Here is a 13,528-nt window from a genome sequence, read left to right as displayed (position 1 = left end):
GTAAGGTAGAAAATGGCTTCTATTACGCTCGCTGAATTAGCGGAAAAACTGGGTGCAGAACTTCATGGTGACGGCGATGTCATCATTCGTTCAATTTCGGGAATGGATAAAGCGAGTGAAGGACAAATCACGTTTTTATCTAGCAGTAAGTACCGTAAGCACCTCGCACAGTGTCAAGCAAGTGCAGTGATGGTCAAGGAAGCCGACCTCGCTTATTGCAATGGCAATGTGCTGGTAATTAAAGACCCGTATTTGGGCTACGCGCTGACAGCACAATTGCTCGATAGCACCCCTCGCTGTGCGACGGATATCGCGCCGAGTGCCTACGTTTCGCCCACGGCAACGTTGGGCGAGGGCGTGTCAATTGGTCACAACGCTGTGATTGAAGACGGTGTTGAGCTGGGTGATCATGTTCAGATCGGTGCAGGCTGTTTTGTGGGTAAGAACACTAAACTGGGTGCGAATACTCGCCTTTGGGCAAATGTCAGCGTTTATCACAATGTTCAGCTAGGTGAATCGTGTTTGGTACAGTCAAGCACTGTGATTGGCTCTGACGGCTTTGGTTATGCCAATGACAACGGACAATGGGTGAAAATCCCACAAGTTGGACGTGTTGTCATTGGTGATCGTGTCGAAATTGGTGCATGTACTACTATTGACCGTGGTGCACTGGATGACACCGTGATCGCTGATGGTGTGATTATCGACAATCTTTGCCAGATCGCGCATAATGTCGAGATCGGTGAAAATACCGCCATTGCAGGTGCAACCGTTATTGCGGGGAGCACTCGAATTGGCAAGCACTGCATTATTGGCGGTGCCTGCGTAATAAATGGTCACATTGAAATTACAGATGGCGTCACGATCACTGGTATGGGGATGGTGATGAGACCTATCACTGAACCTGGTATGTATTCTTCGGGTATTCCACTTCAAGCTAACCGCGATTGGCGTAAAACAACTGCGCGCGTTATGAAGATCGAAGACTTGCATAAACGACTAAAAGCCGTTGAAAAACAATTAGAAGATAGCAAGTAAACGCTGTCTTAGATGGCCTACTCTGGTGGCTTGCTGCACATTGAGAAAATGCTCAATTTCGCCGTAGTCTGCAGTGTAGGCCATTTTCCGTTCTCAACGACAAATAATAAGCTTTTCATACGGGAATATTACTTTGATTCGCGAAAACAACGTGCTGACGATTAACGAAATTAGAGAACTGCTGCCGCATCGTTACCCATTTCTTCTTATTGATCGCGTTATTGATTTTGAGGAAGGTAAATACCTTCATGCTATCAAGAATGTATCGGTTAACGAACCTCAATTCACGGGGCATTTCCCTCAACTTCCTATTTTCCCAGGTGTATTGATCCTCGAGGTCATGGCGCAAGCTACGGGTTTGTTGGCGTTCAAAACATTCGGAAATCCAAAGGAAAATGAGCTTTACTACTTTGCTAGCATTGATAATGCCAAGTTCCGTGCACCAGTGACGCCTGGCGATCAAATGGTATTGGAAGTTGAGTTCATTAAAGAGCGTCGTGGCATTGCTGCCTTCACTGGCGTTGCAAAAGTAGATGGTAAGGTTGTCTGCTCTGCAGACCTGAAGTGTGCCAGAAGAGAGTTTTAACAGTGATCCATGAATCTGCACAAATTCATCCAACCGCAGTGGTTGAAGAAGGGGTAACCCTAGGCGCTAATGTTAAAATTGGTGCGTTTTGCTTCATCGGTACTGGCGTGGAAATCGGTGAAGGCACCGAAGTAAAAACTCATGTAGTTATCAAAGGTCCGACAAAAATTGGCCAAGATAATAAAATCTTCCAATTCGCCTCTATCGGTGAAGAGTGTCAAGATCTTAAATACGCAGGTGAGCCGACCACATTGGAAATTGGCGATCGCAACACGATTCGTGAAAGCGTGACCATGCACCGAGGTACCGTTCAAGATGGCGGTCACACCCAAGTGGGTAGCGATAACTTATTCATGATTAACGCACACGTTGCTCACGATTGCGTGATTGGCGATCGCTGTATCTTTGCTAACAATGCAACCTTAGCGGTCACGTTACTGTGGGTGATTTTGCTATTGTTGGCGGTATGACTGCCATTCATCAGTTTTGCACAATTGGCAGCCACAGTATGCTTGGTGGTGGTTCTATTGTTGTCAAAGACGTCCCTCCTTACGTTATGGCGCAAGGTAACCACTGTGCACCATTTGGTATTAACGTTGAAGGCCTCAAACGTCGTGGCTTTGACAAGAACGCAATAAAAGCGATTCGTGCGGTATACAAAGAAGTTTACCGATCTGGCAAAACGCTGGAAGAAGCGAAAAAGCAAATAGCGGAAATGGCGAAAGACGAAGAAGCACTTCAACTGTTTGTTGAATTCTTTGATAACTCGAGCCGAGGTATCATTCGCTAATGGTTGTTGCAACAAAGCCGTTACGAATTGGAATTGTCGCCGGGGAAATCTCCGGCGATATTTTAGGTGCTGGCTTTATCAAAGCGGTTAAAGCGCAATATCCAGATGCAGAGTTTGTCGGTATCGGTGGGCCTCGGATGAAGGCTTTAGGATGCGAGACATTGTTTGATATGGAAGAGCTGGCGGTAATGGGCATTGTGGAAGTGCTGGGTCGTTTGCCTCGTCTATTGAAAATCAAGCATGCGTTAGTCGACTTCTTCGTTGCGGATCCGCCCGACGTGTTTGTCGGCATTGACGCACCAGACTTCAACCTTCGCCTCGAAAAATCGCTCAAAGATACTGGTATTAAAACCGTCCATTATGTCAGTCCCAGTGTTTGGGCTTGGCGTCAAAAACGTATTTTCAAAATTGCGGCAGCCACTGATTTGGTGTTGGCGCTTCTGCCGTTCGAAAAAGCGTTTTACGATAAATTTGATGTGCCGTGTGATTTCGTTGGTCATACCATGGCGGACGACATTCCCTTAGTTAGTGATAAAGCGGCTGCTAGAGCCTTGCTCGGCCTCGATAATGACAAAACGTATTTGGGCGTTTTGCCTGGAAGTCGTGGTGGTGAAATGAAAATGCTTGCCCCGACGTTTATCAAAACCTGTCAGTTGCTTAAAGCGAAATATCCCCATTTGGGATTTGCCGTTGCACTGGTAAATGAAACCCGTCGCGCACAGTTTGAACAGGCATGGAAAGAAACCGCGCCTGACCTGGATTTTACTCTGGTCGATGATACTGCTCGTCACGTCATAGCAGCATCAGATGTGGTACTTCTGGCTTCCGGTACGGTCGCACTTGAATGCATGTTGGTTAAGCGGCCCATGGTCGTCGGGTACAAAGTGAATGCCATCACCGCATGGATCGCAAGACGCTTAGTAAAAACCGAATTTGTCTCTTTGCCGAATATTCTCGCGGGACGAGAGTTGGTGCCTGAAAGGTTGTTGGAAGATTGTACGCCTGAGGCATTGGCAACAGAGGTCTCTCGTTACCTTGATAACGATAATGATGCGCTGATGGCTGAGTTCACACGTTTACATGAAGTTATTCGTTGCGATGCAGACAAAGCTTCAGCTCGTGCCGTACTTAATCTGATAGGGCGTTAATCCATGGATTTCGAACCTTTTGTTTATCCTGAAGCCAAACTCATTGCTGGTGTTGATGAAGTGGGCCGAGGGCCGTTAGTCGGTGCGGTTGTGACTGCGGCTGTTATTCTGGATCCTAACAACCCCATTGAAGGGCTGACGGACTCCAAAAAGCTAACCGAGAAGAAGCGCGAAGCGCTGTTTGAGATCATCAAAGAAAAAGCGTTAGCGTGGTCTTTGGGGCGAGCCGAGGCAGATGAAATTGACGACATCAACATTCTCGCTGCTACCATGTTAGCGATGGAGCGTGCAGTAGCGGGTCTGTCGGTTCAGCCAGACTTTGTATTGATCGATGGTAATCGCGTGCCTGCTGGATTACCTATGCCAGGTCAAGCCGTCGTCAAAGGGGATTTGCGAGTGGCTGAAATCAGCGCTGCATCGATTCTTGCAAAAGTCATGCGTGACCGTGAAATGGAAGTGCTGGATGCTCAATATCCGCAATACGGTTTCGCCAAGCACAAAGGTTATCCAACCAAGGCACATTTTGAAGCACTTGATGCGCATGGTGCCATCGCAGAGCACCGTAAGAGCTTTAAACCTGTCAAGAAAGCGTTAGGCATTGCATAATACGTAGAGGGGAGTGTCGCTCCCCTCTACTATCCTATCTAACCATCAATCAGTAACGTACGAGTACTATGTCAGACCCACGTTTTATCCACCTTCGTGTTCACAGTGACTATTCCATGGTTGACGGCCTTGGCAAAGTGCCGCCTTTGGTAAAAAAAGTTGGCGAACTTGGCATGCCCGCGATGGCATTGACTGACTTTACGAACCTATGTGGTCTGGTGAAGTTCTACAACACAGCGCAAAGCAATGGTGTTAAGCCTATTATTGGCGCTGATTTCAAAGTCCAATCTGATGCATTTGGTGATGATCTTTGTCAATTAACGGTGCTTGCAGCAGATAACATTGGCTATAAAAACCTGACCTTACTGATATCAAAAGCCTATCTGCGCGGTCATGTTCAGCATCAGCCAGTCATAGATCTTGAATGGCTGTTGGAGTTAAAAGAAGGGCTGATCTTGTTGTCCGGCGGACGGCGAGGTGATCTGGGTAAAGCATTGCTAAAAGGCAATATGGCGCTAGCTAAACAGTGTGCAGCGTTTTACCAGACTCACTTTCCAGATGCGTATTACATCGAACTTACCCGAACAGGCCGCCCTGACGAAGAAGCTTACCTGCATTTTGCTTTGGATCTGGCCTCTGAACTCGACCTGCCTGTGGTTGCTACCAACGAAGTCTGCTTCCTTTCGGCTGATCTGTTTGATGCTCATGAGGTTCGCGTTGCGATCCATGATGGCTTTACGCTCGAAGATCCACGTCGCCCAAAAAACTACAGTCCACAGCAATACCTTCGCACTGAAGACGAAATGTGTGAGTTATTCCACGATATTCCAGAAGCACTCGCCAATACCGTCGAAATCGCCAAACGCTGCAATGTGACTGTGCGTTTGAATGAATACTTCCTGCCAAACTTCCCTACCGAAGGCTTGGAGATAGGGGAGTTTCTGGTGAAAAAATCGCAAGAAGGCCTTGAAGAGCGTCTTGAACTTTTGTTCCCTGACCCGCAAGAACGAGCGAACCTCCGTCCTGAATATGACGAGCGGTTAGATATCGAGCTGCAGGTAATCAACCAAATGGGGTTTCCAGGCTACTTCCTTATTGTGATGGAATTCATCCAGTGGTCGAAAGACAATGATATTCCGGTAGGACCTGGGCGAGGGTCGGGTGCAGGTTCACTGGTGGCGTATGCACTAAAAATCACTGATCTCGATCCACTGGAATTTGATTTGCTGTTCGAGCGTTTCCTTAACCCTGAACGAGTATCCATGCCCGATTTCGATATCGACTTTTGCATGGACAAACGAGACAAGGTGATTGACCACGTAGCGGAAATCTATGGTCGAGATGCCGTATCACAGATCATTACTTTCGGTACCATGGCAGCAAAAGCGGTTATCCGTGATGTGGGGCGAGTACTTGGTCATCCTTACGGTTTCGTTGATCGTATTTCAAAAATGGTGCCACCGGATCCAGGTATGACGCTGGCGAAGGCGTTTGATGTCGAGCCCCAACTGGGCGATCTTTATGAAGCTGATGAAGAAGTTCGTGAGCTGATTGATACGTGTCGAATCCTTGAAGGTAGTATCCGAAATGCAGGTAAGCACGCTGGTGGTGTTGTTATATCACCCACCACGATTACCGATTTTGCGCCGCTATACTGTGATAGTGAAGGTCACTTTCCCGTTACCCAGTTTGATAAAAATGATGTAGAAACCGCTGGCTTAGTCAAATTTGACTTCTTGGGTTTACGTACACTGACCATCATCGATTGGGCGCTTAAAATGGTCAACCCTCGCCTTCAAGCCGAAGGTGAAGAGCCAATACGCATTGAAGCGATCCCAATGGATGACATGGCGTCATTCCGACTTTTACAAAACTCTGAAACCACCGCGGTATTCCAGTTGGAATCTCGCGGCATGAAAGATCTCATTAAACGTCTTCAACCAGATTGCTTTGAAGATATGATCGCACTGGTGGCACTTTTCCGTCCGGGACCATTGCAATCAGGCATGGTAGATAACTTTATCGATCGAAAGCGCGGTCGAGAAGTCGTGTCATATCCAGATGAAAAGTGGCAACACGATTCGCTAAAGGAAATTCTTGAGCCAACCTACGGCATTATTTTGTACCAAGAGCAGGTCATGCAAATCGCTCAGGTGCTTTCTGGCTATACCCTTGGCGGGGCGGACATGCTTCGTCGTGCCATGGGTAAGAAAAAGCCAGAAGAAATGGCCAAGCAGCGGGCAACGTTTGAAGACGGAGCGATAAAGAACGGCGTCGACGGCGAGTTGGCGATGAAGATCTTCGACTTGGTCGAAAAGTTCGCAGGTTACGGCTTTAACAAATCGCACTCAGCGGCATATGCACTTGTTTCATACCAGACACTCTGGCTCAAAACTCACTATCCTGCGGAGTTCATGGCTGCGGTAATGACTGCGGATATGGATAACACCGACAAGATTGTCGGCTTGGTGGAAGAATGTCGCCGCATGAAGTTGACCATGCTGCCACCAGATGTGAATGCTGGATTGTATCGCTTCAATGTAAACGATAAAGGTGAAATTGTTTACGGCATTGGCGCGATTAAAGGTGCAGGTGAAGCGCCTATTGAAAACATCATTGAAGCGCGTGAAAAAGGCGGCTACTTCCGTGACTTATTCGATTTCTGTGCGCGTATAGATACCAAAAAAGTAAACAAACGCGTGATAGAGAAATTGATTCAATCGGGTGCAATGGACCGATTAGGTCCGCATCGCGCAGCGATGATGGCATCACTGAATGACGCGATTAAGTCAGCAAGCCAGCATCACCAGGCAGAATCGTTTGGTCAGGCTGATATGTTTGGTGTGTTGACAGATGAACCCGAGGAAGTCGAACACAAGTATGCGAACGTACCACACTGGCCAGAAAAAGTATGGCTTGAAGGTGAGCGTGAAACGCTAGGGTTGTATTTAACGGGTCACCCAATCAACAGCTATGTGAAAGAGCTAAAACACTATATTACTTGGCGTTTGGAAGATGCTCATGCAACAAAGCGTGATGTTGTTTCTACCGTTGCTGGATTAGTGATAGCCGCCCGAGTGATGACCACAAAGCGTGGATCGCGCATCGGGATCCTAACTTTGGATGATAGGTCGGGACGCATGGAAGTGATGCTGTTCTCAGATGTATTAGAAAAGTACTTAGATTTCATTGAAAAAGACCGAATTTTGGTCATATCCGGACAGGTCAGCTTTGATGACTTCAACGGTGGCCTTAAAATGTCGGCACGAGAAGTGCTTGATCTCTCTCAAGCGCGCGAAAAGTACCTGCGCAGTCTTGCTATCTCTGTGACTGACAGGCAAATTGATAACAAATTTTTTGAACGATTTAGCGAAATCCTAGAACCTTATCGCGCTGGCACCGTGCCTGTGAACCTTTATTATCAGCGTGACGATGCACGTGCGAAGTTAGTCTTAGGTACAGAATGGCGGATTACGCCTGATGACAAGTTGATCGATGATTTAAAAACGCTGCTCGGCGATAAACAGGTCGAGCTGGAATTTGACTGATACGTTTGTCCTGTCGTGTACGACGGGGCAACTTAATTACCTGAACAGGATTCTTTCTCTATGAGTCTTAATTTCCTTGAATTTGAACAGCCAATTGCTGAATTGGAAGCAAAAATTGAAGCCCTGCGTGTAGTGTCCAAACGCGGTGACGATCCTGAGGCTGTCAATCTTGATAAAGAAATCGAGCAATTGGAGACAAAAAGCGCTGAATTGACGAAAAAAATCTTCAGTGACTTAGGTGCTTGGCAAGTCGCGCAATTGGCGCGTCATCCACGTCGTCCATACACCTTGGATTACGCCGATCTGATCTTCACCGAGTTTGAAGAATTGGCGGGCGATCGTGCTTATGCCGATGATAAAGCCATTGTTGGTGGCATGGCGCGTATTGATGGTCGTCCAGTGATGATTATTGGTCACCAAAAAGGCCGTGAAACACGTGAGAAAGTCATCCGTAATTTTGGCATGCCAAAGCCTGAAGGCTACCGCAAGGCTTTACGTTTGATGAAGATGGCTGAGCGTTTCAACATGCCAATCATTACCTTTATTGATACCGCAGGTGCATACCCTGGTGTTGGCGCTGAAGAGCGAGGCCAGTCAGAAGCCATTGCCCGCAACCTGAAAGAAATGTCAGGCCTTAGTGTGCCAGTTATCTGTAATGTGGTAGGTGAAGGCGGCTCTGGTGGTGCATTGGCTATCGGCGTGGGCGATTTCGTCAACATGCTGCAATACTCAACCTATTCGGTTATTTCCCCAGAAGGTTGTGCATCGATCTTATGGCGCGATTCAAACAAAGCACCACAAGCAGCAGAAGCGATGGGTATGACAGCACCGCGTCTGAAAGAGCTTGGCTTGATTGATAACATCATTGAAGAGCCAATGGGCGGTGCGCATCGAAATTCAGCGTTTACCGCTGACAACATCAAAGCACTTTTGGTCAGGCAATTAGAAGAGCTTGAACAACTAGACACGGATGCCTTGCGTGAGCGACGTTACCAGCGCTTACTAAGCTACGGTTACTGCTGATTGGCAATCGCGAAAGCGAGCGAAAATACGAGAATATCAAAAAAGGGCCTAATGGCCCTTTTTTTCATTCGGATGCTATTATGACGACAATTCAATGTCTTTGAGGCACTTATGCTGTTCTCCCAGTTTGAAAATGTCCTAGATGCTTATGCACTCACGCCTCGCCAAATCGTATTGGCATTCAGTGGTGGGGTAGATTCGCGTGTCATGCTGGACCTACTCTCTACCTACCGTGATATTCATCCTCAACATCGTTACCTTGTGATTCACGTGCACCACGGACTCAGTGAAAATGCCGATGCTTGGCTGGCACAATGCGAAGGTTGGTCTGTTGAGGTCGGTTTAGATTTCAAGGGCTTGCATGTTGATTTCGATAAGCGTGGTGAAAGCCTAGAAAAAGCAGCCCGAGAGGCTCGATATTCGGCCATTGCATCAGTTGTCGAACCCGAAGCCTTGGTGTTGACAGGGCAGCATGCAGACGATCAAGCTGAAACGTTTTTATTGGCATTGAAACGTGGCAGTGACCCGCAGGGCTGGCAGCGATGCCAGAGATTCGGCCGCTCGGTCATGCCCATTTGTTACGACCACTATTGACCGTAATGCGTCAAGATATCGAAAAGTACGCAAATAAACAGGGATTAGCGTGGATTGAGGATGAAAGTAATCTGGATTGCCGTTTTGATCGTAATTTTATCAGACAAGCATGGCTTCCTCAGGCGAGAGAAAGGTGGCCAGGGTTTGTTCGTGCGATCAACCGAACTTCCAAATTGTGCGCAGCGCAAGAAGCATTGTTGGATGAGTTGTTAGCTGAACATGATGTGCGTATTCAGCAACCAGATGGCGGGATGTCACTGGCATTGTTAAGCGCTTACTCTTCTCGAATGCAATCGTCGCTGTTGAGGAGATGGCTGAAACAGACGGCAGGTCTCAACTTGTCCCAAGTTCAACTCAGCGAAGTGTTCAATTCCGTTATCAATGCAGGTGAGGATGCAAATCCTTTAGTGCAGCTCGGTAATTGGCAGGTAAGGCGTTTTCAGCAAAGTTTATATTGTGTGATAAACGCTGAAGATGTTTCTGCTTGGCAGCACACGTTAGCACTAAATTGTGCTGCAGCTTTGCCTGACAGTATCGGTGAATTGTCATTGATTGAGCGTGAAGATTTAAATGGCTTAATGCTTCGACTGCCCAGTGAGAGTGAAGCTGTTACGGTCAGTTTTAATCCGGAAGGCTTATTTGCTCATCCATTGGGAAGGCAAGGTAAGCGAAAGCTTAAAAAGCTTTTTCAGGAATATGGTGTGCCCACTTGGCAGCGTAGAAGAACCCCGTTGATATTTTACGGTGAGCAGCTTGCTGCTGTTGCTGATTTGTTTGTCTGTGAAGGGTTCGATGGACAGGAATGTGAGCTTGTCTGGCACAAACACCATCCATACAGTGCGTGAATGGATTCCACGTGCAAGAATTTATGCAAACTGGAAAACAATAAAGCGAGGAAGCGATGAAAAAACTACTACCTTTAGGTCTGGTTACTTTAATGCTAGCGACACCATCATTTGCAGCAGGTGATGCAGCAGCGGGCAAAGCGAAGGCTGCAGTGTGTGCTGCGTGTCATGGTGCAAATGGTATTGCTATGATTCCAGGCTACCCGAATCTAGCTGGTCAGAATGCGCAGTATATTGTCTCAGCCTTGAAAGCTTATAAGAGTGGCGAGCGTAAAGGCGGGCAATCTATGGTGATGGCACCACAGGCCACAATGCTGAGTGACGCGGACATGGAAAACCTTGCAGCGTATTTCTCACAGATGAAATAGGCACACCGGATCCTTATGAAAAGCCACAGCGTTATGTTGTGGCTTTTTTATTTGTCGATATCAGAGCATCTTGCACGTTGGTGATGCTCTGGTATCGAGCTTTCTCGCAATTTTTTGTGTGGTCAGTGCGTTTTTTGTTCGATCGAATTTGCTGCTATTGCTATAAAAACTAGAATTTACTATTGTACTAGCTCACTGATACATTGTGCGAGGTTAAAGCAATGGCTGCAGGACGTGAGCATTTCAGCTCAAGAATAGGTTTTGTGCTCGCCGCAGCAGGTGCTGCTGTCGGGTTAGGTAACATTTGGGGCTTTCCTACTCAAGCAGCAAGTAATGGCGGTGGAGCGTTCTTGCTGGTTTATCTTTTTATGATCCTTGTTGTGGCATACCCAATGTTGGTTGTTGAAATGGCAATTGGACGCCATGGTCAAGCAAACCCCATTGACAGCATGCGTAAGCTAGGCCGTTCGCCGCTTTCCAAAACACTCGGTGGCAGTGTTGGCTTGATTGGCCTGATGGTTCCATGTCTCGTGCTTGCATTTTATAGCATTGTTGGAGGGTGGTTAGTGTCGTTCATGCTGGCTGCAGGCGCAGATATCGTCGGTATGCATGAGGCTTCTCTCTGGCTAAAAGGTTTTTCTGTTGAACGAAACTTGTTTGGCGCGGCAATTTTTTATCTCCTCACCATTTTAATTGTTCAAGCAGGCGTGAAAGAGGGCATAGAGAAGTGGTCCACTCGGTTGATGCCTGCGTTGTTTGTCTTGTTTGGCATATTGTTTGTTTATGTCATGACATTGCCGGGAGCAACTCAAGGTCTTGCGCACTATCTGATCCCTGATTTCTCCAAGGTGATGGATCGTGATTTGATACTTGCAGCCATGGGACAAGGTTTCTTCTCACTGACGATTGGCGGTTGCTCAATGCTGATTTATGGCTCTTATTTGAGCCGTAAAGAAAACCTCCCCAAAATGGCACTTAATGTCACGCTAGTGGATACCGCTGTTGCTGTTATTGCTGGCTTAGTTATTCTTCCTGCTATGTTTGCGGCAATGCAGCAAGGCGTCGAAATATATGATGCGAAGGGCGAATTGCTGAATTCATCCACATTAGTGTTTGATGTATTGCCTATGTTGTTTGAAGGGTTAGGTGCAGGAGGCGCGTTCATCGCATTGATATTTTTTGTGTTGATGACAATAGCAGCGCTCACATCATCGATCTCTATGTTGGAATGCCCTGTATCTCTAATGAATGAACGCTTGGGAACGAAGCGTTCAGTGGCGAGTTGGTTCCTTGGGGGATTGATTGCGCTGTTTAGTGTGGTGATTGTGTTTAACTTCGGCAGCATGTTCGGTTTGGTTGCAAACATTGCCACTCAATATTTTCAGCCTTTTGCCGCGTTACTGTTTTGCCTTTACGGTGGCTGGGTTTGGAAGCGTAGTGAAAAACTTCAAGAATTACGTCAAGGTTATGACAACATTGAAGATGGGATTTTTTGGAAAATCTGGCCAACCTATGTGAAATTTGTCTGCCCCGCGCTGGTGATAGCGGTGATTTGGATGTCTTTTGCGTAATTATTAAAAAGATCGAAAACGGAAGCCTAGGCTTCCGTTTTTTTATTGGCTTGTTAATCGTTTAGCGTAAATTAACGAAACTGATTTTGCTCAGGAATGTATTCAAAACCGGCACCGGCGAGTTTTGTTTGCAATGCAACAGTATCGATATCAAAGTACTTTGCCAATTCACTTAGTGATGGAAATTCATCGCGTAGTTTCATATTCACAATGCTCATGAGCATTACTGTGTCCATGGTTTCAAATCCTGTCAGATCCACTACGCATCCTTATGGTCACTGATCAGAAGATTTGCAGCGGCGAATGCGGCTTGCTCGCGAGCTTCTTCTGGAACCGATTCGTCAGATGCGATTGCATTTAATGTTTTCACGGCACAAGCGATAGCGTTAGGAATATAACCTTGATCACCACTACCAATTTCCGCGTAACGTTGGCGGATTAAATCACAACAATCGTAGACTTTCATTGCTACTCCTTGGAAAGACTTTGAGTGAAATATACCGTAAAAGGAAGCTAGGATGGAGTCTTAATCATTGAGGGGGCGAAATGATGTTATCGGCGGCGACTTGCTTTATTGCGGTACATACTGCGGTCAGCTCGTTCAAACATAGAGGTGACGTTATCGCCTTGACGATACGCTGAGCAGCCCACAGAGCTGGAGATAGAATGCGCGGTGAGAAGAGTGTCATGGGAAAGTAGCGTTTTAAGGCGGTCGTTAACCAGTTGTGCCGACTCGCGAGTTGCGGGTGTTAGCAAAACTGCAAACTCATCTCCACCTAAGCGATAGCATCGATCAGAGGCTCGTATGGCTTCTTTCAATAACAGTGAAAATCGGCGTAATACTTTGTCACCATCAAGGTGCCCATAGGTGTCATTAACTTGCTTAAAGTTATCCATATCGAAAATCATCAAGATCAAACCGTGATTTTTTCTTTCCGTCAGTGCGACAGATTGGCGGAGATCTTGCTCAAAGCTGGTTCGATTGTTTAGGCCAGTGAGACTATCCAGCATCGCGAGATTTCGAACGCGACTATATTCGATTGCATTGCTAAGAGGGCCAGCGAGAAGACGATGATAGGTATGAATCAAACTAATTTCATCGTTGTCTAGTTGATAAGGTGTACTGTATTGAAGCATTCCCAACGGCGATTGAGCAAATTTGATAGAAAAAGTTTGTCGAAAATCAGAAGAGCCGCCACGTCGAACAATATGAGAGATGTCATCGTGTTCCCATATTAAACGATTGATGTCGATTTGCTTTTCCAGTTCCCTGGTAAACACTTCAAACAATTTATCGATTTCAAGCCGACCCTGAAGCTTCTGCAGCACCATTAGACGCTGATCCGCACCAAGAGGTACTCGGCGAGACTGTATTGCTGCTTTTTTGAGTTGTTCCAGTTGCGTACTCATC

Annotated in this window: 12 protein-coding genes and 2 pseudogenes; 11 read left to right on the top strand and 3 right to left on the bottom strand. The window is 46.7% G+C overall.

Annotation, left to right across the window (positions count from 1 at the left end):
- Positions 1-12 precede the first annotated feature (12 nt).
- The 11 genes and pseudogenes from lpxD (at position 13) to AC3CIC_RS12645 (ending at position 12,117) form a co-directional block, all read left to right on the top strand.
- Entirely contained in the window at positions 13-1,038 is a 1,026-nt protein-coding gene (lpxD, locus tag AC3CIC_RS12695) for a UDP-3-O-(3-hydroxymyristoyl)glucosamine N-acyltransferase (protein WP_488514789.1), read from the top strand.
- A 133-nt stretch (positions 1,039-1,171) separates the two neighbouring features.
- A complete protein-coding gene (fabZ, locus tag AC3CIC_RS12690) occupies positions 1,172-1,624 on the top strand; it encodes a 3-hydroxyacyl-ACP dehydratase FabZ (RefSeq protein WP_488514788.1) in 453 nt (150 codons plus the stop codon).
- Positions 1,625-1,626: 2 nt separating this feature from the next.
- A pseudogene (gene lpxA / locus AC3CIC_RS12685) lies at positions 1,627-2,414 on the top strand (acyl-ACP--UDP-N-acetylglucosamine O-acyltransferase).
- The gene (lpxB, locus tag AC3CIC_RS12680; RefSeq protein WP_488514787.1) at positions 2,414-3,562 is read left to right on the top strand and encodes a lipid-A-disaccharide synthase; all 1,149 of its coding nucleotides are present in this window, start codon (positions 2,414-2,416) and stop codon (positions 3,560-3,562) included. Before lpxA ends, lpxB begins: the two are co-directional and overlap by 1 nt.
- Before the next feature lie 3 nt (positions 3,563-3,565).
- Positions 3,566-4,168, top strand: a complete 603-nt coding sequence (gene rnhB / locus AC3CIC_RS12675; RefSeq protein WP_488514786.1) for a ribonuclease HII — start codon at positions 3,566-3,568, stop codon at positions 4,166-4,168.
- Between the two features lie 68 nt (positions 4,169-4,236).
- Positions 4,237-7,716 carry a DNA polymerase III subunit alpha gene (dnaE, locus tag AC3CIC_RS12670; RefSeq protein WP_488514785.1) on the top strand — a complete coding sequence of 1,160 codons (3,480 nt, stop codon included), beginning with the start codon at positions 4,237-4,239 and terminating at the stop codon, positions 7,714-7,716.
- Between the two features lie 60 nt (positions 7,717-7,776).
- The gene (gene accA / locus AC3CIC_RS12665; RefSeq protein WP_488514784.1) at positions 7,777-8,739 is read left to right on the top strand and encodes an acetyl-CoA carboxylase carboxyl transferase subunit alpha; all 963 of its coding nucleotides are present in this window, start codon (positions 7,777-7,779) and stop codon (positions 8,737-8,739) included.
- 111 nt (positions 8,740-8,850) lie between these two features.
- Positions 8,851-9,395, top strand: a pseudogene (gene tilS, locus AC3CIC_RS12660) (tRNA lysidine(34) synthetase TilS); the annotation flags it as partial.
- Between the two features lie 189 nt (positions 9,396-9,584).
- Entirely contained in the window at positions 9,585-10,178 is a 594-nt protein-coding gene (tilS, locus tag AC3CIC_RS12655; protein WP_488515912.1) for a tRNA lysidine(34) synthetase TilS, read from the top strand.
- Positions 10,179-10,234: 56 nt separating this feature from the next.
- Entirely contained in the window at positions 10,235-10,546 is a 312-nt protein-coding gene (locus tag AC3CIC_RS12650) for a c-type cytochrome (protein ID WP_016958034.1), read from the top strand.
- Between the two features lie 221 nt (positions 10,547-10,767).
- Positions 10,768-12,117, top strand: coding sequence for a sodium-dependent transporter (locus AC3CIC_RS12645; protein ID WP_488514783.1), 1,350 nt, complete (start codon positions 10,768-10,770; stop codon positions 12,115-12,117).
- A gap of 71 nt (positions 12,118-12,188) precedes the next feature.
- On the opposite strand, the gene AC3CIC_RS12640 is transcribed toward AC3CIC_RS12645, so the two are convergent.
- The 3 genes from AC3CIC_RS12640 to AC3CIC_RS12630 form a co-directional block, all read right to left on the bottom strand.
- A complete protein-coding gene (locus tag AC3CIC_RS12640) occupies positions 12,189-12,377 on the bottom strand; it encodes a DUF4250 domain-containing protein (RefSeq protein WP_017006034.1) in 189 nt (62 codons plus the stop codon).
- Positions 12,377-12,583 (bottom strand): YaeP family protein, encoded by a 207-nt coding sequence (locus tag AC3CIC_RS12635; protein WP_016958037.1) that lies wholly within the window; start codon positions 12,581-12,583, stop codon positions 12,377-12,379. The genes AC3CIC_RS12640 and AC3CIC_RS12635 overlap by 1 nt, the downstream gene beginning before the upstream one ends.
- Positions 12,584-12,669: 86 nt before the next feature.
- Positions 12,670-13,527 carry a GGDEF domain-containing protein gene (locus AC3CIC_RS12630; protein WP_017004459.1) on the bottom strand — a complete coding sequence of 286 codons (858 nt, stop codon included), beginning with the start codon at positions 13,525-13,527 and terminating at the stop codon, positions 12,670-12,672.
- Position 13,528: the final 1 nt, after the last annotated feature.

This window comes from Enterovibrio sp. QJM3NY_24 (assembly GCF_057786035.1).
The sequence above is the reverse complement of the archived record's forward strand: the minus strand, read 5'-3'. Positions and strand labels throughout refer to the sequence as shown.